The 20,796-nt window shown below is 45.5% G+C and carries 23 protein-coding genes and 1 other annotated feature; of the genes, 19 read left to right on the top strand and 4 right to left on the bottom strand.

All coding sequences use genetic code 11. The features are described from left to right. Positions 1–13 precede the first annotated feature (13 nt). The 9 genes from coaE to thrS all read left to right on the top strand — a co-directional run bounded on the left by coaE (position 14) and on the right by thrS (position 9,909). Positions 14–610 (top strand): dephospho-CoA kinase, encoded by a 597-nt coding sequence (coaE, locus tag ACH6C1_RS11085; protein ID WP_374077197.1) that lies wholly within the window; start codon positions 14–16, stop codon positions 608–610. A 98-nt stretch (positions 611–708) separates the two neighbouring features. Further along, complete coding sequence (locus ACH6C1_RS11080) at positions 709–1,740, top strand: glyceraldehyde-3-phosphate dehydrogenase (RefSeq protein ID WP_374077040.1); 1,032 nt, start codon at positions 709–711, stop codon at positions 1,738–1,740. Positions 1,741–1,975: 235 nt separating this feature from the next. Next, entirely contained in the window at positions 1,976–2,350 is a 375-nt protein-coding gene (speD, locus tag ACH6C1_RS11075) for an adenosylmethionine decarboxylase (protein ID WP_374077038.1), read from the top strand. A gap of 173 nt (positions 2,351–2,523) precedes the next feature. Next, on the top strand, positions 2,524–3,759 hold the full coding sequence (gene fabF, locus ACH6C1_RS11070) for a beta-ketoacyl-ACP synthase II (RefSeq protein ID WP_374077036.1): 1,236 nt from the start codon (positions 2,524–2,526) through the stop codon (positions 3,757–3,759). 142 nt (positions 3,760–3,901) lie between these two features. Further along, the gene (gene nrdR / locus ACH6C1_RS11065; protein WP_374077034.1) at positions 3,902–4,366 is read left to right on the top strand and encodes a transcriptional regulator NrdR; all 465 of its coding nucleotides are present in this window, start codon (positions 3,902–3,904) and stop codon (positions 4,364–4,366) included. 29 nt (positions 4,367–4,395) lie between these two features. Beyond that, entirely contained in the window at positions 4,396–5,760 is a 1,365-nt protein-coding gene (locus tag ACH6C1_RS11060) for a replication initiation and membrane attachment family protein (protein ID WP_374077032.1), read from the top strand. Between the two features lie 25 nt (positions 5,761–5,785). Then, positions 5,786–6,721, top strand: coding sequence for a primosomal protein DnaI (dnaI, locus tag ACH6C1_RS11055; RefSeq protein ID WP_374077030.1), 936 nt, complete (start codon positions 5,786–5,788; stop codon positions 6,719–6,721). Between the two features lie 110 nt (positions 6,722–6,831). Continuing rightward, positions 6,832–7,641, top strand: a complete 810-nt coding sequence (ytxC, locus tag ACH6C1_RS11050) for a sporulation protein YtxC (RefSeq protein WP_374077195.1) — start codon at positions 6,832–6,834, stop codon at positions 7,639–7,641. Positions 7,642–7,962: 321 nt separating this feature from the next. After that, positions 7,963–9,909, top strand: coding sequence for a threonine--tRNA ligase (gene thrS / locus ACH6C1_RS11045; RefSeq protein WP_374077028.1), 1,947 nt, complete (start codon positions 7,963–7,965; stop codon positions 9,907–9,909). A gap of 122 nt (positions 9,910–10,031) precedes the next feature. Here thrS and ACH6C1_RS11040 read toward each other — a convergent pair whose 3' ends face one another. After that, positions 10,032–10,523: a DUF1648 domain-containing protein gene (locus ACH6C1_RS11040; protein ID WP_374077026.1), complete on the bottom strand. Its 492-nt coding sequence runs from the start codon at positions 10,521–10,523 to the stop codon at positions 10,032–10,034. Between the two features lie 189 nt (positions 10,524–10,712). After that, positions 10,713–10,833: a sequence feature (ribosomal protein L20 leader region), on the top strand. A 79-nt stretch (positions 10,834–10,912) separates the two neighbouring features. On the opposite strand from ACH6C1_RS11040, the gene infC reads away from it, so the two are divergent. The 5 genes from infC (at position 10,913) to ACH6C1_RS11015 (ending at position 13,021) form a co-directional block, all read left to right on the top strand. Next, complete coding sequence (gene infC / locus ACH6C1_RS11035) at positions 10,913–11,437, top strand: translation initiation factor IF-3 (protein WP_095222198.1); 525 nt, start codon at positions 10,913–10,915, stop codon at positions 11,435–11,437. A 26-nt stretch (positions 11,438–11,463) separates the two neighbouring features. Next, complete coding sequence (gene rpmI, locus ACH6C1_RS11030) at positions 11,464–11,658, top strand: 50S ribosomal protein L35 (RefSeq protein ID WP_095222200.1); 195 nt, start codon at positions 11,464–11,466, stop codon at positions 11,656–11,658. A 39-nt stretch (positions 11,659–11,697) separates the two neighbouring features. Next, positions 11,698–12,054 carry a 50S ribosomal protein L20 gene (gene rplT, locus ACH6C1_RS11025; RefSeq protein ID WP_095222202.1) on the top strand — a complete coding sequence of 119 codons (357 nt, stop codon included), beginning with the start codon at positions 11,698–11,700 and terminating at the stop codon, positions 12,052–12,054. A gap of 55 nt (positions 12,055–12,109) precedes the next feature. After that, positions 12,110–12,370, top strand: a complete 261-nt coding sequence (locus ACH6C1_RS11020; protein ID WP_095222204.1) for a DUF1294 domain-containing protein — start codon at positions 12,110–12,112, stop codon at positions 12,368–12,370. A gap of 78 nt (positions 12,371–12,448) precedes the next feature. Then, positions 12,449–13,021 carry a TVP38/TMEM64 family protein gene (locus tag ACH6C1_RS11015; protein ID WP_366247366.1) on the top strand — a complete coding sequence of 191 codons (573 nt, stop codon included), beginning with the start codon at positions 12,449–12,451 and terminating at the stop codon, positions 13,019–13,021. A gap of 33 nt (positions 13,022–13,054) precedes the next feature. Here the strand turns inward: ACH6C1_RS11015 and ACH6C1_RS11010 are convergent, their stop codons facing one another. Continuing rightward, on the bottom strand, positions 13,055–13,429 hold the full coding sequence (locus tag ACH6C1_RS11010) for a sigma-w pathway protein ysdB (protein ID WP_374077022.1): 375 nt from the start codon (positions 13,427–13,429) through the stop codon (positions 13,055–13,057). A gap of 113 nt (positions 13,430–13,542) precedes the next feature. Between ACH6C1_RS11010 and ACH6C1_RS11005 the strand changes: the two genes are divergently transcribed. Both ACH6C1_RS11005 and ACH6C1_RS11000 read left to right on the top strand, forming a co-directional pair. Next, on the top strand, positions 13,543–14,031 hold the full coding sequence (locus tag ACH6C1_RS11005) for a dUTP diphosphatase (protein WP_374077020.1): 489 nt from the start codon (positions 13,543–13,545) through the stop codon (positions 14,029–14,031). Positions 14,032–14,049: 18 nt separating this feature from the next. Further along, positions 14,050–15,129, top strand: coding sequence for a M42 family metallopeptidase (locus tag ACH6C1_RS11000; protein ID WP_374077018.1), 1,080 nt, complete (start codon positions 14,050–14,052; stop codon positions 15,127–15,129). Between the two features lie 34 nt (positions 15,130–15,163). Here ACH6C1_RS11000 and ACH6C1_RS10995 read toward each other — a convergent pair whose 3' ends face one another. After that, positions 15,164–15,781 (bottom strand): lytic transglycosylase domain-containing protein, encoded by a 618-nt coding sequence (locus tag ACH6C1_RS10995; protein WP_286160688.1) that lies wholly within the window; start codon positions 15,779–15,781, stop codon positions 15,164–15,166. 81 nt (positions 15,782–15,862) lie between these two features. Next, on the bottom strand, positions 15,863–16,075 hold the full coding sequence (gene sspI / locus ACH6C1_RS10990) for a small acid-soluble spore protein SspI (protein ID WP_095222213.1): 213 nt from the start codon (positions 16,073–16,075) through the stop codon (positions 15,863–15,865). A 95-nt stretch (positions 16,076–16,170) separates the two neighbouring features. Between sspI and ACH6C1_RS10985 the strand changes: the two genes are divergently transcribed. The 3 genes from ACH6C1_RS10985 (at position 16,171) to pheT (ending at position 20,725) form a co-directional block, all read left to right on the top strand. Beyond that, on the top strand, positions 16,171–16,911 hold the full coding sequence (locus ACH6C1_RS10985) for a TrmH family RNA methyltransferase (RefSeq protein ID WP_366247361.1): 741 nt from the start codon (positions 16,171–16,173) through the stop codon (positions 16,909–16,911). Positions 16,912–17,248: 337 nt separating this feature from the next. After that, positions 17,249–18,283 (top strand): phenylalanine--tRNA ligase subunit alpha, encoded by a 1,035-nt coding sequence (gene pheS / locus ACH6C1_RS10980; RefSeq protein WP_374077015.1) that lies wholly within the window; start codon positions 17,249–17,251, stop codon positions 18,281–18,283. 15 nt (positions 18,284–18,298) lie between these two features. After that, a complete protein-coding gene (gene pheT / locus ACH6C1_RS10975; RefSeq protein ID WP_374077013.1) occupies positions 18,299–20,725 on the top strand; it encodes a phenylalanine--tRNA ligase subunit beta in 2,427 nt (808 codons plus the stop codon). The last annotated feature ends 71 nt before the right edge of the window (positions 20,726–20,796 follow it).

The raw sequence follows: 20,796 nt of genomic DNA, 5'->3' as shown, positions 1-20,796 counted from the left end.
GATCTTGGGTACTGTGATTGGACTGACTGGCGGTATAGCATCTGGAAAAAGTACTGTGAGCGACTTGTTCAAGGAATATAATATCCCGGTAGTTGATGCGGATATAGTCGCTCGTGAAGTAGTTGAGCCTGGTGAGCCTGCTTTGGCTAGTATCGTTGAAGCATTCGGCAATGATATCCTGCTTGCTGACGGATCACTTGACCGGCAGAAGCTAGGCGGAATCATCTTTCAGGATCAGAAGAAGCGCGAGATTCTCAATGGTATCGTACATCCTGTTGTCAGGGAAAGGATGACAGCTGAGCGAGATCGTCTTAAAGTCGATCATCCAGCCGTTGTCCTTGATATACCATTATTATTTGAAGGCAATCAATTGCATTTAGTTGAAAAGATAGTTGTTGTGCATGTAGATCCGCAAACACAGCTGCAAAGACTGATACAGCGAAATGATTTAACTGAGCAAGCAGCAATGGATCGGATCAACAGTCAAATGTCTTTGGCAGACAAAGCAGCCAGAGCGGATGCAATCATTGATAATAATGGCAGCAGGGAAGAAACGAGAGCGCAGCTGGAGCAGCTTTTAGTATCTTGGAACATTAAGGAAGGAGCCTGACAGAAAGGGCTCCTTTTTTATTCGCATTTATCCTTTAATATGTTATACTAATATCAATAAATCAATATATAGTGTGACACATTAGAGGAGGCAGTATAATGACAACACGTATCGCGATTAATGGATTTGGCAGAATTGGCAGATTGGTTTGCAGACGAGCAATGGAAATGCCTGATTTGGAAATTGTGGCAGTGAATGCTTCTTATCCGGCAGAAACACTGGCCCATCTTCTCCGCTATGACAGTGTGCACGGTAATTTGGATGCTGACATTTCCGCAGAAGCAGGTTCAATTGTTTATGAAGGAAAAACGATACGCGTCATAGGGGAACGGAATCCAGCACAGCTCCCATGGAAAGAACTTGAGGTTGATGTCGTCATCGAAGCAACGGGGAAGTTCTGTTCACAGGAATCAGCATCTCTGCACTTGGATGCAGGTGCGAAAAAGGTTGTCATTACAGCTCCAGGAAAAAATGTGGATGCAACGATCGTGATGGGTGTAAATGATCGGATATATGAAAGTGAATTGCACGATGTCGTTTCCAATGCTTCCTGTACGACGAACTGCCTGGCACCTGTTGTTAAAGTCCTGGATGAACGGTTCACGATTAAAAACGGTCTGATGACGACGGTTCATAGCTTCACGAATGATCAGAAGAATATCGACAATCCACACAAAGATTTGCGCAGAGCCAGAGGCTGTACACAATCGATCATTCCAACGACAACAGGAGCTGCTAAAGCACTCGCGGAAGTACTGCCGCATCTGAAGGGGAAGCTCCACGGCATGGCATTGCGTGTTCCGACTCCAAATGTCTCGCTTGTTGATCTTGTGGTGGATGTGGAAGAATCCGTAACTGCAGAACAAGTCAATGATGCGTTCCGAACAGCGGCAGAAACCGACATGAGAGGTATTATCTCTTATAATGAAGAGCCATTGGTCAGTATCGATTATACGACGACAGCGCAATCGGCTACAATTGATGGTTTATCTACGATCGTTATGGAAGAAAAGAAAATAAAAGTTATTGCTTGGTACGATAATGAATGGGGTTATTCCTGCCGCGTCGTCGATTTGGCACAGCTTGTCGGCAGCAGTCTTCTAAAGGCAGATGGAGCAGAAGTCATCTAAGTAAAACTCCCGCTTTGAATTATTTTGGACGTATGCTTGCCAAACAAGTACAAACACTATATACTACTTTTTGCATGCATTCTTTACTGCATACAAGCATGATGTCAAAACTGTTTTCCTAAAGAATCTATGCAGCAAGTGACTGCTTAAAGGGTTAGGACCTCTTTGGACTAACTTTCCCCCGTGGCAATTCACGCATTTATTTTTTAGGTAAATATTCAAAGGGGGAAACACATTGGATACAATGGGAAGACATGTTATAGCGGAACTATGGGATTGTAATACAGAAAAACTGAACGACATGCAGCTGATCGAGCAGATCTTCGTAGATGCAGCATTGAAATCAGGAGCTGAAGTACGTGAGGTAGCCTTCCACAAATTTGCGCCGCATGGCGTAAGCGGAGTGGTCATCATCTCTGAATCGCATCTGACAATTCACAGTTTTCCGGAACATGGCTATGCCAGCATTGATGTTTACACTTGCGGTAACATCATTGACCCGAACGTAGCGACTGATTATATCATTAACGCGCTTGAAGCTAAAACTTGTGAAAAAGCAGAGCTTCCGCGGGGCATGGGTCCTGTGGCAGTACAGCCTAAATCACATTAATACCAAGATAACCAACCCTGTTCCTTTTAGGAGCAGGGTTTTTTTAATGTTGTATCTCAAGTCGGTAAAATGGCAAGCCTACATAAGGGAAACATAGCTTATGGTCGCATTTTAGTTTCACTTCCGATATAATAGCAGGTACTAATAGTTACTGCTAGAAAGAAGGTATGTTTTTGAATAGACGTGTCGTAGTTACAGGATATGGTGCTGTTACACCGCTTGGCTCGGATGTAGAGACATTCTGGAATAATATTAAAGCTGGGGAATCCGGTATCAAAAAGCTGGATCCGGAGAAATTTGCTGGAATAGCTTCACAAATCGGCGGAACTGCCAGCGGATTTGATCCGGAGCAGTATTTGGACAAAAAAGAAATTGAACGCTATGACTTGTATAGTCAGTTTGCTTACGGTGCTGCTGTACAGGCGATGGAGCAAGCCAATCTGTCAGCGGAGACCGTAAATCCTGAACGTGTCGGTATTTACATCGGTTCTGGTATTGGCGGCGTTAACACAATATTGAACAATCATGCAACGATGCTTGAAAAAGGTCCCAGACGTGTTTCACCATTCATGGTGCCGATGATGATCAGCAACATGGCTGCAGGAATTGTTTCGATCAAGACGGGCTTCAGTGGCCCTAGCTTTGCACCTGTATCTGCTTGTGCAACTGGGAATCATGCAATCGGGGAAGCATTCCTGAATATTAAGCATGGTTATGCGGATGCCATTCTTGCTGGAGGAGCAGAAGCATCTATTACGCCTTTCGCTTATGCCGGATTTACGAAAATGCGGGCAATGAGTACGCAAAATGATACACCTCTAACTGCAAGCTCGCCATTCGATGCAAACCGCGATGGGTTCGTCATGTCAGAAGGTGCGGGTATTCTTGTACTGGAAGAGCTGGAACATGCACAAAAGCGTGGCGCAGTCATCCTTGGCGAAATAGTTGGATACGGGTCGACTACGGATGCGCATCACATTACATCGCCTAACTATCTTGGTCCTGCACGCGCAATGAAGCTGGCGATGCAAATGGCTGACTTAGAGCTTGGGGACGTGGATTACATAAATGCGCACGCCACAAGCACTCCTGAGGGAGATAAAACAGAAACGAAAGCAATCAAGGAAGTATTTGGAGATAACGCAAGTGACTTGCTGATCAGTTCGACAAAATCAATGACTGGGCATCTGTTTGGTGCTGCGGGAGCTGTAGAAGCGATCATCACCTTGAAAGCCCTGCAAGATGGCATTGTACCTCCAACGATTAATTATCGGGATGCTGATCCTGATTGCGATTTGTCTTATGTTCCGAACGAAGCAGTTGAAAAGGAATTGGCAGTTGCTCTGTCGAATGGTTTCGGTTTCGGCGGACATAATGCGGTGCTTGCACTGCAAAAATGGAAAGGGTAGCCCTCGGCTGCCTTTTTTTGTTGGGTCCAAGAACGCTTCGATTTTTCTCTTGAATCATGGTAGAATAGGAAAAAGACGATGCAAAAGTGTCGCAAATGCGCGAAGCCTGTCGAGGTTCGCGAAAGTAATGGGGTGGATCGGCATGAGATGTCCAAACTGCCAATATAAAAGCACAAAAGTACTAGACTCCCGTCCCATCGAGGAAGGGCGTTCCATCCGGCGACGCAGGGAATGCGAAGACTGCGCTTTTCGCTTCACAACGTTCGAACGTATTGAAGCAACACCATTGATTGTTGTTAAAAAAGAAGGAACGCGGGAAGAATTCAGTAAAGAGAAGCTTTTGCGCGGGTTGATCAAGGCGTGTGAAAAACGTCCGGTTGCGCTGGAGCAGATTGAACATATTGTAGCAGAAGTTGAGAAGGAACTGCGTAACAGCGGAACATCTGAAGTACAAAGCAAAGACATAGGCGAGATGGTCATGGAACGTCTGTCTGAAGTGGATGAAGTGGCGTATGTACGTTTCGCATCTGTTTACCGGCAATTCAAGGATATCAGTGTCTTCCTGGAAGAACTGAAGGACTTGATCAAAACCGATAAGAAAGAGTAATAGTTTGCAAGAAGGAAAGGACAGATAGTATGAACAGTCAGCATATCGGGAAACTTCTGCCAGCTGATGGTTATCAGCTCCGGATGAGAGCAGTACTTCCGGAAACATATTCAGCAGCCCTGACGCATCTGTATCAGCCGCTGCTCGGGATACGGGCAGTGACCTTATATCAGACACTGGTCAATGATTATCTCCTGCATCATGGCACATGTGAACCGCAGACCCATCATATGCTTATGACGCTGCTGGACATGCCGATGGATCAATTATATGAAGCAAGACTGCAGCTGGAAGCAATCGGGCTCATCCGGACGTATCAACATCCTGGGGAACAGAATCTGTATACATACGATTTGTATGCACCGTTTACACCAGATGCATTTTTCCAAGATGACATGCTATCCCAGCTGCTGTATCACCAATTAGGAGAAAGCAGATTCCAGCAAATGAAAGCTCTCTTTATTAAAGAAGAAGATTTGCCTGAGACGATGGAGGAAGTTACGGCATCGTTTGAAGCTGTTTTTTCAGCGAAGAATTTGACTAAGCATGCTGTTCAGCCAAGAAAGACAGCCGCAAGGCCGGTTGCGGATGCAAAGCGAGGACCTTCCATTGAAACAGAAGTAGTCGATTTTGACTGGCTTCGCCAATCATTGAAGCAGCGTATGCTAGATCCGGAAGCGATTCTTACTCCTCGAAACCAAAAGCTGCTCGAATCGATGGCTGTCTTGTACAGCCTCACCTCACCGGAACTTGACAAGGCATTGCTTTGGGCTGTCTCGGATGAGCATGAGCTGAATCCGGCAGAATTCAAATCTGCTTGTCACGATTTATTTTTAGCACGTCCAAAAACTAACGACACAAAGGTTATGGAACTTCTGCAAAAGGAATCCAAACAGGAAACGGACAAACAGGCTACCACCAAGCAGGAGCAGCTCATTCAGATACTTGAGACCATATCACCGAAACAGCTATTAGAGGATATATCAGGAAACGGGACAGCAGCTGCTTCAGACTTGAAGGTGATCCGTGACGTCATGTCTGAACAGGGAATGTCACCTGGCATCATGAATGTGCTGGTGTACTATGTGCTGCTCAAATCTGATATGAAGCTGTCGAAAGCATATATGGAGAAGATTGCAGCCCATTGGGCTCGTAAAAAAGTAAGTACAGTAAGAGAAGCGATGGAGCTAGCCAAAAGCAGCAATCAGCCATGGAATACGACAAACAGCACGAACCAGTCGGGGGCAAGAAGGAAAACTTCTGGCCGTGCAGAAGTTGTACCGGAATGGTTCGATCAAAAGGGCAAGGCAGAAGCTCCCAGCGCTGCAGCTGTGCCTGATGCGGATGTAGCGCAATTGCTCAAACAGTTCAATGAAAATAAGCGGCATGTTTGACTGATAGCAGGAAGGGGGTGCACGTATGGAACCCATTCAAGCATCTTTACGGAAATGGATGCAGGAAAACAGTAATTTTAAAGAAAACTTCGAGCGCATGCAGCAGCAGGTAAGACAGGATCCGGAAGTCAAAGCGGTGTTGGAAGCAAATCCGCAGCTGACAGAGCAGGATATCCAGCGGAATCTGATGCGTCTTTACGAATATACAACACAATCAAAGCAATGCCAGGACTGTCCTTCACTTGGGGAATGCCGGAATATCCTTAATGGCTATACGCCGTCGCTTGAGGTGGATGGAAATGTCATCCGTCTGGCATATGATAAATGCCATACCCGCCTTCAGCAGGAGGAACGGGAGAAGCAGCAGTCACGGATCAACAGCTTGTACATGCCAAAGGATATACTGGAAGCGTCGACAGAAATGCTTGATCATGGCGATGCAGAACGTCAGCAGGCAATTTTGAAGACATTGCAGTTCCTGCAGCAGACAGGCGATAGCATTCCTGAAAAAGGCTTGTATTTCTATGGGCCGTTCGGCGTAGGAAAGACCTATTTCCTCGGTGCCATTGCTAACTATCTGGCCGAAAGGAATATTTCCAGTATGCTTATCTATATGCCTGAGTTTGTAAGGGAAATGAAAGCTTCCCTGAAAGATGATTCGGTGAATGAGAAAGTCGAGCTGTTCAAGAAGACCCCAGTGCTCATGCTGGACGATATAGGCGCCGAATCCCAATCTGCCTGGTTCAGGGACGAGATACTCGGTTCCATCCTTCATTACCGTATGATGGAAAGGCTGCCAGTCTTCTTTACGTCCAACTATTCCATTGCCCAGCTGGAGCAGCAGATTGCCACGACTAATCGGGGTGATGTGGAACGAGTGAAAGCGGGAAGAATCATGGAGCGTATTAAGCGTGTTGCCACCGAAGTACCGTTGTTCGGCAAAAATAGAAGAAACGATTGATCAGAAAGACAAGCCTGAGAACGGCTTGTCTTTTTTTCAACTCATATTTCCATTCTCCGCCCATATAATGTAACAGTTGATAGTGGCGAGGGTGGTTGATATTGCGTAAAGTGTTTATCAAATCAAAAAAAGAAATGGATACATTCTGTTCGTGCCTGGCTATGCTGGAGGGAACGAAACAGGTGTACGTGGATGAAGATGACCGTTGGGGCTATGAAGCGACAATTCATGATGGCTATCACCGGCGGATTGCAATCGCCTTAGTAGAAACGTTTCTTCATCATCGAGAGACAGAATGGATCGAGCAAATTGTGAAAGAAGTCTATTATTATAAGGACGAAGAAGCGATAAAACGTATAGCAGAATTAACACATACGATTCTCGTAGGAGACATGTATGAAGAAGCAAAAGAGCCGAGTTTGCCTCGACAGCAAATCACTCAGAGTTTCCAAGAAATTGCTGCCAAGCACATCAGGATTTTCTATGACGCTGTCATCCAATTCCGCAGCACTGCATACAGAGAAGCATTGATGGACGTAGTCGGTGAAGCGATAGATGAGTACAAGCGTGAAGAAGAATATCAGCTATACGTGGAATCTCTGCGGGAATATGTTGGCAAAAAGCCAATAGGAATGGAAGCGGTCCATGTCATACAAGGACGTGATTTCTCCTTCTACAAGGAAGACGGAACCTGCTATTCTGCTGAGGAAATCCATTCGCTTGCTGAGGAAGAACCGCTGTTCCTGGCTGGTATCGGCAAACCAGAAAAAAATTTGACACCGTTGATTGCCATGTCACCACGGCGAATTTACTTGTATGGTGACTACCCATCTGAACCGAAGACACTGACTGTCATCAATATTTTCCAGGAAAGAGCCACATACCTTCCTTTACATCAATTTCCTTTCTCCATGTTTTAGCATGTCCTTGCATTTTCCCGATTCAGCGCTTATACTTACCTTATATGAAAAAGCGACAATAAAGGACATGATAGTAAAATCCGTTTGCACTGAAGAGAGGGGAGCCTAGGCTGGAAGCTTCCTGCATACGCTTTGCTGTTACCACCTTTTACAGCTCTGTCGGGGGACGAAAGAAAACCGGCAGCGTCTTATCTGCGTTACAGATTCTTGAGCCGGTATTATTACCGGGAATTAGGGTGGAACCACGAGACAAACGCTCGTCCCTTTGCACAAACTTTGTGCAAAGGGGCGGGCTTTTTTATAATTTAGGAGGAAAGAACAATGGCAGATGTATTAGAAATCATTTTCCCGGATGGAGCAAAGAAAGAGTTCCCTGCTGGAACAACTGGCGAAGATATCGCAGGTTCCATTTCATCAGGTTTGAAGAAGCAGGCTATCGCAGTCAATGTTGACGGCGTTGCATATGATCTGCGTACACCGCTTCCTAATGGCGGTGCAATCGAAATCGTAACACTTAAGCAGGAGCAAGGTGTGGAAATTATGCGCCACTCTGCTGCGCATTTGCTTGCACAGGCAGTAAAACGCTTGTACGGCAAAGTGCAATTCGGTGTAGGTCCCGTAATTGAAAATGGCTTCTATTATGATATGGAGCTGGAGGCTAGCATCACACCGGAGGATCTTCCGAAGATTGAAAAAGAGATGCAGCGAATCGTTGATGCCAACCTTCCGATCATCCGCAAAGTTGTCAGCCGTGATGAAGCGAAAGCGATGTTCTCTGAAATTGGCGATGAGTTGAAATTGGAATTGATCGATGCCATTCCAGAGGATCAGGATGTAACAATCTACGAGCAAGGCGAATTCTTCGATCTTTGCCGAGGTATCCACGTACCATCTACAGGTAAAATCAAAGTGTTCAAGCTGCTTAGCATTTCAGGGGCCTACTGGAGAGGTAACAGTGACAACCAAATGCTGCAGCGTATTTATGGTACTGCTTTTGAAAAGAAAAATGAATTGGATCATCATTTGAAAATGCTTGAGGAAGCAAAAGAACGTGACCATCGTAAACTAGGAAAAGAATTGGAATTGTTCACAGTATCCCAGAAAGTCGGACAAGGTCTGCCGCTTTGGCTGCCAAAAGGTGCGACAATCCGCCGTACGATTGAACGCTACATCGTCGACTTGGAAGAAAAACTTGGCTATGATCATGTGTATACTCCAGTCCTGGGCAGTGTAGAGCTTTATAAAACCAGCGGACACTGGGACCATTACAAAGATGATATGTTCCCGCCGATGGAAATGGATAATGAAGACCTTGTACTTCGTCCGATGAACTGCCCGCACCATATGATGGTATATAAAAATGAATTGCACAGCTACCGCAGCCTGCCGATCCGTATCGCAGAGCTCGGAACAATGCATCGCCATGAAATGTCTGGTGCTCTTGCTGGCTTGCAGCGTGTTCGTGCGATGACATTGAATGATGCACATATTTTCGCGCGTCCGGATCAATTGAAAGATGAGTTCATCCGCGTTGTGAAACTTGTACAAGCTGTGTACAAAGACTTCGGTATCGATGATTATTCCTTCCGTCTTTCTTATCGTGATCCTGAAGACAAAGAAAAATATGTTGACAATGATGCAATGTGGGATAAAGCACAAGCGATGCTGAAAGAAACAATGGAAGATCTTGAACTTGACTATGTGGAAGCAGAAGGCGAAGCGGCATTCTATGGTCCGAAGCTGGACGTCCAGGTGAAGACTGCGCTTGGTAAAGATGAAACATTGTCTACTGTTCAATTGGACTTCCACTTGCCAGAGCGTTTTGATTTGACTTATATCGGTGAAGATGGTAAAGAACATCGTCCAGTCGTTATCCACCGTGGTGTTGTATCGACTATGGAACGTTTCGTTGCTTTCTTGATCGAAGAGTACAAAGGTGCCTTCCCAACATGGCTTGCACCAGTCCAAGCGAAAATCATCCCGGTTTCTCCTGAAGCACACTTGGCATACGCACGCCAAGTAGAGGATGCTTTGCGTATGGAAGGTATCCGTGTACAAGTGGATGAGCGTGACGAAAAGATGGGTTATAAGATCCGCGAAGCACAAGTACAGAAGATTCCGTTCCAGATTGTCGTCGGTGACCAGGAAGTGAGCGATCAAGCCGTAAACATCCGCCGTTATGGAGAGAAACAATCTGAAACGAAAGATCTGAAAGCTTTCGTTGCGGATATAAAAGAAGAAGTAGCTCAGCGCATACTGCGTAAATAACAGAAAAAATCCTTTCATCACTAAATTGGTGGAAGGATTTTTTTGTTTGCTAAGGTATATGAAGCGACTAAATAGACATAGAGGATTCGGCCATGACACTTTCCTGATATGTTTGATAGAGTTCACTTTATTTTACGCTGCTTCAACATACCCTCTACGATAGGATATAAAGCAGCGAGCAAGATGATGATCAATATCCAGGCGTGACCTTCATCAATCCAGCCTAAAGCGATCATACTGAATTCCAATTCAATGAAGCAAAAGACCAGTACACAAATATTCTTCACCTTATTGAGCATTTTTCGGCTAAGCTGATAAAATGCTGCAGCGTTATCTTCATTCAGTCGTTTCGGGTAATTGTGTATATGAGGATACTTCCCCAATTGGTGTAAAAGGGTGAACATAATGATACTGAGTGCCGGGAGGAGAAGCAGGCTTTCTTTTGCCGCCCAGTCGTCAACGTGACCAGTCAGACCCATGTGGAGAGGCACTTGTTCAGGGAGCTGCCTCCAGATTATGATCAAGAAAAGGACGGTAGCAATATATCCGCTGATTCCGATGATATCCCAGACTTTTTCGCCGCGGGTTTTCGGTATGTTGAGCTGTTTTTGCATATATTTATCACCCCTTAGTTTATGTACGGAACAGTGGGGGAATAAGTTCCAGCTATATTATTTTAAAAGGGGAGGTTGTCAGCATCTGAAGAATATGTTACATTAGTTGAGCAGGATTACTGGGCTTCAATATGATTGACAGCATTCATCAGCTATGATAAGATTGTAAAAGTGAAATAAATATTGATCTGAGACAAGCAGAAGTACCCACTTCTCACCTGATTGACGCCGCTTGGCAGTTGGCAGGTACGAAAACAGTGTTCTAGGACAAATGTGGGTGCCGTATGCGTACCGGCATTTTTTTTATGCTTTTTTACAACCATGTTTAACTGATAAGCGGCGGATATCTTGTCCCCGATCATAAGTTTCCCAAAATATCCTGGAGGTGGATGATTATTAGCAAAGATACGAATATCAATGAGAAAATTCGCGCACGTGAGGTTCGACTCATTGATTCAAACGGTGACCAGCTTGGCGTAAAATCCCGTCAAGAAGCATTAGAAATCGCACAAACAAGAAATCTTGATTTGGTGCTTGTGGCTGCAAACGCAAAACCACCCGTGTGCCGGATTATGGATTATGGTAAATTCCGCTTCGAGCAACAGAAGAAAGAAAAAGAAGCGCGTAAAAACCAGAAAATAATCAACGTAAAAGAAGTTCGTTTGAGCCCTGGTATTGAGGATCATGACTTCAACACGAAGCTTCGCAACGCGCGCAAGTTTCTTGAAAAAGGCGATAAAGTAAAGGCTTCTGTTCGTTTCCGCGGACGTGCCATTACGCATAAAGAATTAGGCCAAGAAGTTCTCGAAAAGCTAGCTGGAGAGTGCAAGGATGTTGCAACGGTTGAAATGAAACCGAAAATGGAAGGCCGCAGCATGTTCCTAATGCTTGCTCCTATAGCTGAGAAACAGTAAGCCGAAGGATATAAGGAGGAAATACGATGCCAAAAATGAAAACCCACAAAGGGTCCGCTAAACGTTTCAAGAAAACAGGTACTGGAAAAGTAGTTCGTAACCACGGTTACACAAGCCACTTGGCTGCTAATAAATCTACTAAACAGAAACGTAAACTTCGTAAAGATGCACTTGTTTCTGCTGGTGACTTCAAACGTATCAAACAAATGCTACCTAAATAATAAAATTAAAGATTTTTTTGTCCTATAGGAGGGAATACTATGCCACGTGTAAAAGGTGGAACAGTAACGCGTCAGCGTCGTAAACGCGTTCTTAAGCTAGCTAAAGGTTATTATGGTGCGAAACACGCACTATTCAAAACTGCAAAACAACAAGTAATCAAATCCGGTCAGTACGCATACCGTGACCGCAGACAGAAAAAACGTGACTTCCGTAAACTTTGGATCGCACGTATCAATGCTGCTGCACGTATGAACGAACTTTCTTACAGCCGTTTGATGCACGGTCTTAAACTTGCTGGTATCGAAGTAAACCGTAAAATGCTTTCAGAGCTTGCAATCTCTGACGAAAAAGCATTTGCGCAACTTGCTACTAAAGCAAAAGACGCATTGAAATAAGTCAAAAAGCCGCTATCCTTTGATAGCGGCTTTTTGTATAGAAAGGGGTAGGAATATGTGGCTGGTCATTAGTCTCTATCTGCTGGTTATCAATATCCTGCTTTTCAGCTGGATGGGAATAGATAAACAAAGAGCAAAGAAGCACGAGTGGCGCATAAGTGAAAGAAGGCTGTGGATCACAGCAATCATCGGGGGCGCCCTAGGCGGCTGGCTCGGGATGCAAGCATTTCGACATAAAACGAAGCATACCGCGTTCGTTATCGGCTTTCCTTGCCTTGTCGCCATGCATGTCCTGCTTATTCTTTATTTGCTGTAAGATAAATGCTGTGTGCTTGTCATAAAGGCTCGTCTCCTGTCATATATATTAGAGACATCTGAGAGGGAGTGAGCAGCAATGGACCAGGTTGGCGTAAGTCTCTTGACGGTCGTCGCGACAGGCGGCTTGTTTGCACCGCTTTTGTTCATCCTCCTGTACCTGCTTCGACCTGCTTTATTTCTGCCTGTCGTTTTCCTATGTATCTCTGGAGGGATCCTGTTTGGTGCTGTTGCCGGTACAATATTGTCTATTATCGGCATTACCGCATCCAGTATGCTGTTTTATGGTGTAGCCCAGCGTTTCCCACGGTCTGCAAACAGGATTCTCATGCTGAAACAAAAGCTGATTGGCAGGCACACGAGCTTTACAACGGGTCAAGTCGCCTTAATGCGGCTAGTGCCATTTATTCACTTCCACATCTTAAGCGTCTGCTTGATGGAAACCAACCGCAGTTGGAGGTCATATGGGAAAGCCTCGTTTCTATCAAGTATCCCGCTTGCCGCTGCCTATTCTTTTGCTGGGACATGGCTGCGCTACTTGCCGCCAGCAGCGATAGCTGGAGTCTTGGTCGTCCTTCTGGTATGTATTTATCTGATGCGGAAAAAGGAATTTACAATCAAATGGGAAGAATTTTTCAAGGAAAGTGCATAAAACACTGGCGCTTCTATAAGCTCCAGTGCTTTATCATATTTCTGTCAGGACGAGCTCCTTTATCGGATGCTTCCATTCAATTGAAGCATAAGGAAAATGGCTCAGGATGCATTCTTCCATCTTATATAAATCATTTCGGGAAAATCCGGTCAATCGATCCGGCTGTACAGCATTCATCACGACCTTGGTCACTTCAATGCTGTCTTCCCTTGGCTGGAGATACTTCTTACCAATCATCCGATAGCCGCGATAGCTTAATGAGAAATAATGATCATACTGTTCGCGGTATTCCACTTCCTCTGCATTGAGGTGTGAGGCATCATTGACTTGGTTTTTCCTTGCTTTCATGACGGTGTAGAACAAAAGAATTGCTGCACCTGCCAGCAACAGGAGAAAAAGAATCTTCATAGCGAGCAGGCCTCCTTTACTTTTTGTATAGATACGATTACGCTAAAGAAGAAGTTTCATCCGTTTTACTATACCCCCACTACATAGGAATAACGCAAGAAGGAGTCTTATATATGGATTACGAATATCTATTCAATAAACAGCGGGAGCTGGATGCTTACATCGAAGACAAGCTGGAATCAACCGATCGTGACGATCTTTTCCGCAAGAAAATAGTAGCGCTTCAGGTTGAAATCGGGGAATTGGCCAATGAAACCCGCTGCTTCAAATTCTGGAGCAGAAAAGGTCCAAGCGAGCAAAGTGTCATCTTAGAGGAATATGTGGATGGTCTGCATTTCATTTTGTCACTTGGACTTGATAAAGGTCTTACATATGCCGCTGGTCCGTTAGCTGCAACCGAAATGGATCAAACCGATGCATTTTTGGAATTGTACCGTAGCATCGGTGCCTTTTACAGCGAACCAGTACAGGGAATGTATGAAAAGCTTTTCCAAAGCTTCCTGCAGCTAGGCAGGCAGCTAGGATTCACGGAAGCTTCGATACTGGAGGCTTACCAGCAAAAAAACGAAGTGAATCATACAAGACAGGACGAAGGCTATTAAACGGAGGAGGACTGCATTATGAATGACAAATTGAATATGCTGAAAAGTTTGACTGATGCACCAGGTGTTTCTGGAGATGAGGCAGGTATCCGCAAGGTAATGCGTGAATATATATCCCCATTTGCCGATGAGGTAACAACAGATAATCTCGGCAGTTTGATTGCCATGCAAAAAGGCAGTAAGGCAGATGGTCCGAAAGTGATGGTTGCCGGTCATCTCGATGAGATCGGCTTTATGGTGACACGTATTGATGCAAATGGTTATCTGTACTTCCAGACGCTCGGCGGCTGGTGGAGCCAAGTCATGCTGGCACAGCGTGTAACTGTTCATACGAGAAAGGGTGAGCTTGTCGGCATCATCGGTTCCAAGCCGCCGCATCTGCTTTCACTTGAAAAACGGAAAAAACCGGCTTCTATAGAGGAAATGTTCATTGATATCGGTGCAAGCAACAAGGAAGAAGCAGAAGAATTCGGTGTTCGTCCTGGTGATTCGGTTGTGCCTTATTTCGAGTTTACGAAGATGAAGAATGAAAAACTGCTGCTAGCGAAAGCTTGGGATAATCGCATAGGCTGTGCAGTAGCCATTGATATTTTGAAGAATTTGCATGATACCGACAAGGAAGCGACTGTCTATGGTGTCGGTACTGTTCAAGAAGAAGTAAGAAGACGAGGTGCTACTACTTCTGCCAATAAAATCGGACCGGATATTGCTTTTGCAGTCGATACAGGTATTGCAGGTGACACTCCAGGCATCAGCGACAGGGAAGCAACAGGCAAGCTAGGAGCTGGACCGCAGATCGTTTTATATGACGCTGCACACATTGCCCATATAGGTCTGCGTGATCTTGTAATCGAAACAGCAGAAGAGCTGAAGATTCCTTATCAGTACGACACAATCAAAGGCGGAGCAACGGATGCGGGCAGTATTCATCTGACGGGCAATGGTGTCCCTGCATTGACAATCGGTATTCCGACGCGCTATATCCATACACATGCGGCCATGCTGCATGAAGATGATTATGATAATACCGTGAAACTCCTGACTGCGGTTATCCAGAAATTGGACAAAGAAACAGTCGAGAAAATCACTTATAGCTAAATAAAAAACCAGCTTCCACGCGGAAGCTGGTTTTTTATGCTAGGTAGCTGCCCATTATCTTTCGGACATAATTCGTCGTTTCATTGAATGGCGGAATGCCATTATATTTATCGACATTTCCCGGGCCGGCGTTATACGCTGCCAAAGCTAGGCTGGTGTTGCCGTCATAGCGGTCCAGCATCTGTTTTAAATATTTTGTGCCTGCCATCACGTTCTGCTCGGGATCGAAGCTGTTGGTCACCCCGAGTCCAGCTGCTGTAGCTGGCATAAGCTGCATAAGACCTTGTGCACCTACGCCGCTTTCAGCCAATGGATCGAAGTTAGACTCCATCTGAATGACAGAGCGGATGAGTTTCTCATCGACTCCGTATCTGGAAGCAGCATCAGAGATGATACCATCAATCGTCTCGTTACCAGAACTCTTGGCAGTACTATCTGTAACAGATTGAACAGAGGGTACGTTTTGCGTTTGAGTCATGGAACTGAGCGTTACATAAGGATTCAGTCTAACCGAAGAACCGGTATCCATTGTCTGCATAAGCAGATCGCTGAAAGACTGACTGGTACTTGACGTCGGCGAAAAGGCTGCCCGTTGCTGATAAGATGCGAGCATCGTCGGACTAAGTGTGGAAAGCAGATAAGATGTATCCAAAAAACATATCTCCTGTCACATATTGTTAGTCCAATTGTAGCTCAAAAGAACCAGGGGTACAAGACCTATTTCAGCGGAGTTTTAGCCTTGTGTTTGGACGCCCTTAGCTAGTGCATCAACCATTTCCTGCTTCTCCTGATCGCCTGCGTTTTTCCAGATCAATTCGAATAAAACTCCCAATCCAGGAAGAAGAACTTCCCTTCCATCGATGGAATCTGTGATCGTCGCTTGCAGCTGTTCCTCATTGTTGTCCTTGATATTGGCCAAGATAGCACGTCGGATATCTAAATCCATGCATGAGCACCTCCTAAACTTTTTTATAGTTTGACCTCTGTTCGTAAAACTATGTATGATAGAGGATATGTCAAGAAAGAGGAAGTGAACGTGCGTTGATTACATCAACTCAAAATGCCCAGGTGAAACAGTGGCAGAAATTAAAAAGGAAGAAAGAACGGACAAAATCAAATACATTCCTGGTAGAGGGATTCCATCTTACAGAAGAAGCAATCAAAGCTGGCTGGACGATCGACCAGCTTATATTGCGTGAGGAAACGGAACAGCCGGAATGGGCATCGGAATTGGAGCCAGTGCGTGTATCGGACCATGTTTTTAAAGCCATTACGGAGACGGAAACACCGCAGGGGATTGCAGCAGTGGTACAGATGCAGGATAAGAAACTGAAACGGCACAACCGTATCCTTCTATTGGATGCTGTCCAGGATCCCGGTAATTTAGGTACCATCATTCGTACGGCAGATGCAGCCGGGTATGACGCGGTCTACTTGGGAGAGGGTTCGGCTGATCGATATAATGACAAGGTTATCCGTGCTACGCAAGGCTCTATCTTCCATTTACCGGTACTAACTGCTGATTTGGCGCTTCTATTGCCGGAACTGCAGGAAAGCGGGTATACCGTGTGGGCAGCAGCATTGGAAGGTGCTGTCGATTACAGAGATTTGACTGCACCGAAAAAAACAGCATTACTCGTCGGTAATGAAGGGGCAGGAATCGACAAACGGCTTATCGCCCAGAGCGATATGGCTGTAAAGATTCCTATTTTCGGTAAAGCAGAATCACTGAATGTGAGTATTGCTGCGGGTATTTTGCTGTATCACACGGTAAATAGGTAAAAGCGGGTTGCAAGAAGTCCCGGTATTTTCTATAATGAAACAAGATTAATATTGAGATGCGTGGAAAGAGTCAGTAATCCCTGCGGATCGCAACAACAGGAAGGCATGCCTATGACTGAGAGCATGCCGGTTGCGGCAGCGGATGAACCTTCACTCTGGAGCAGGCACCGGGACCTTGTCGATGACAAGTAAAGGTGTATCCGGATTGCTAAATCCGTTATCAAGCTTCAAGTTGGGTATACATGTATACCAACAAGGGTGGTACCGCGAATGAAAGCTCGTCCCTTTTCGGAGGGAGGGGCTTTTTTTATGCTCAAAAATCATAGGAGGCAAAAGCATGAGAGAAAAGCTCGTAGCATTACAAGCAGAAGCCATCGAGAAAGTACAGCTAGCAGACAACCTGCAGAGCTTGCAGGATGTACGTGTCGCTTATTTAGGGAAAAAAGGTCCAATTACAGAAGTACTTCGCGGAATGGGAAAACTATCTCCTGAAGAACGTCCGGTTATTGGTGAATTGGCAAACAAAGTCCGTGAGGCAATTGCGACTGCGTTAGATAATAAAAAGAATCTGCTGGAAGAAGCAGCACTGAATGAACAGCTTCAAAAAGAGGCGATCGATGTCACATTGCCAGGACGACCTGTCAAAACAGGCGGGCCTCATCTTTTGACTAGCATCATTGAAGAAGTGGAAGATCTTTTCCTCGGGATGGGATTTGAGATAAAAGAAGGCCCGGAAGTGGAAACGGATTATTTCAACTTTGAAGCATTGAACCTGCCGCAGGACCACCCTGCACGTGATATGCAGGATAGCTTCTATGTTACAGATAACTTGCTTTTACGCACGCAGACTTCTCCGGTTCAAGCGCGTACGATGCGTGAATACGACGGCAACAAAGCAATCAAAATGATTTGCCCAGGTATTGTGTACCGCCGTGATACAGATGATGCAACGCATTCCCATCAGTTCACCCAAATCGAAGGACTGCTAGTCGACAAAAATGTACGAATGAGTGACTTGAAAGGTGTTCTGCTGGAATTCTCCCGTAAATTGTTCGGAGCCGACCGCGAAATCCGATTGCGTCCAAGCTTCTTCCCGTTCACAGAGCCCTCTGTTGAGGTCGATGTAACATGTAAGGTTTGTGACGGCAAAGGCTGTAACGTGTGTAAGCATACTGGCTGGATCGAAATCTTAGGTGCTGGTATGGTGCATTCCAATGTACTGCGCATGAGCGGCTATGATCCGGAAGAATATTCTGGCTTCGCATTCGGTATGGGTGTTGAGCGGATTGCAATGCTTAAGTACGGTGTTGATGATATCCGTCACTTCTATACAAATGATGTACGATTCCTATCGCAATACCATAAGGCATAACGGGAGGCAAAAACGATGTATGTATCTTTGAATTGGCTGAAGCAATATGTAGACATAGATAATATTACCCCGGAGGAGCTGGCTGAAAGAATCACACGCTCCGGAATTGAAGTAGAAAGTATTGAACGCGTGGCACCAGAAAGCACGAATGTTTTCGTGGGCTACGTGGAGAGCTGTGAACAGCATCCGAATGCTGACAAACTGAATCTGTGCCAAATAAATGTTGGCACAGAGACATACCAGATCATCTGCGGTGCTCCGAATATTGCTCAAGGGCAAAAAATTGCAGCCGCACTGCCAGGAGCACGTCTTCCAGGCGGCGTAAAAATCAAAAAAGCCAAGCTTCGCGGAGTGGAATCCCACGGCATGGTATGCTCGCTGCAGGAGCTTGGCATTGATGAAAAATTCGTACCGAAGGAATACGCAGAAGGAATCTTTGTTTTCCCGGAAGATACGGAAGTTGGTACTCCAGTAGCAGAACTGCTTAACTTGGATGATGTCATCCTGGAGCTTGGTTTGACTCCAAACCGTGCTGATGCAATGAGCATGCTTGGCGTTGCTTATGAAGTGGCAGCTATCCTTGACAAGGAAGTGAAGCAGCCGGAAGAGACGTATCCGACAAGCGGCAGCAAGGCTGCTGACCTTGTATCAGTGAAAGTAGAGGATGGCGAGCTTAACCCATATTACGGCGCGTTCGTCATTGAAGACGTTACAATCGCTCCATCACCGCTTTGGATGCGCAATTACCTAATGGCAGCAGGCATTCGTCCAATCAATAATGTTGTAGATATTACAAACTATGTACTGCTCGTTTACGGACAGCCGCTACACGCATTTGATTATGACAAAGTAGCAACAAAGGAAGTCGTAGTTCGCACTGCAAAAGAGGGCGAAACAATCCAAACACTGGATGATCAGGAGCGCACATTAAAAGGCGATGAAATTGTCATTACAAACGGTGCTGAGACAATCGCGCTCGCTGGTGTGATGGGTGGCGCTAACTCAGAGGTTTCCGATGATACGAAAACGGTATTGCTTGAGGCGGCCTATTTCGATGCACGTGCTATCCGCCGCTCCAGCAAGCATCATAACTTGCGCAGCGAAGCGAGTGCACGCTATGAAAAAGGCATCGACCCGAATCGTGTGGAACGAGCAGGTGCTTATGCAGCTCGTCTTCTTGCTGAGTATGCTGGCGGCAAGGTTGCGCAAGGTATTTTGGCATTCGACGAGCTGGATCGTGAAGAGAAGCAAGTCAAGATCGATACAGCAAGTGTGAATAATCGCCTAGGCACAACAATTTCTGATGAAGAAATCGCGTCCATCCTGACAAGGCTGCAGTTCGGTTTTGAACAGGACAACAGTCAGTTCACTGTGTCTGTACCAACAAGACGCGGGGACATCAGCTTGTTCGAGGATATGCTGGAGGAAATCGCTCGTATTTACGGTTATGATAATATTCCTTATACATTGCCTGAAGGTGAAGCCTTCGCTGGTAAGCTGACGACAAAACAATATTTGAAACGTCAGCTGAAGCAGTACTTGCAAGGTGCCGGACTGATGGAAACTATCACATACTCGCTTACAAGCAAAGCACGCACAGAAATGCTTGTAAGTCCTGATGTATTGGAACAGACAGTGTACCCTGTTAGATTGAAAATGCCGATGAGTGAAGATCACAGTCATTTGCGCCTTAGCATCATTCCAGAGCTTGTTGACACACTTTCCTATAACGTGGCTCGTAAGCAAGAGAACCTAGGCTACTTCGAATTTGGCCGTGTATTCCTGTCCAAAGAAGAACAGATTACCGAGCAGCCGAACGAAACAGCACGTTTAGCAGGTGCTTTGACTGGTACTTGGATGGAACAGCCGTGGCAGCAGGAGAAGAAGCCTGTCGATTTTTATGTAGCGAAAGGAATCGTGGAAGGAATCTTTACACAGCTTGATCTTGTTCCTATTTTCCAGCAATCAGAGGTTGATGGCTACCATCCAGGACGTACGGCAACAGTTACACTTAACGGCAAAGTTGTCGGCGTAGTCGGCCAGCTGCACCCGACAGTTCAAAAATCTTTTGATCTTAAGGAAACATATGTGTTCGATTTGGACATCGCTTATTTGATGGATCAGTATGAAGAAGTACCAAGCTTCCGCACGATTCCGCGTCATCCTTCCGTTACAAGGGATATCGCACTAGTTGTGGATGAAGCAGCACATGCAGGCGACATCCAGCGCACAATCCAGGAAGCAGGCGGAGAGCTTGTTCAGCAAGTGCAGATCTTCGATGTGTATCAAGGCGAGCACATGGAAGCAGGCAAGAAGTCAATTGCCTACACAGTGCTTTACCAGGATCCGACACGCACGCTGACAGATGAAGAAGTAGAAGCATCTTATAACAATATCATCGAAAATGTAAAAGCGAAGCATGATGCAGAATTAAGAAGTTAAATAAAAAGGGGATAGCAGAATCGTGAGATTCTAGCTATCCTCTTTTTCATTGGGTGAATAAAATCATGGGG

The organism is Terribacillus sp. JSM ZJ617 (assembly GCF_044383785.1).
Lineage (GTDB): Bacteria > Bacillota > Bacilli > Bacillales > Amphibacillaceae > Terribacillus.
This window is presented reverse-complemented; position numbering and strand designations above follow the sequence as displayed.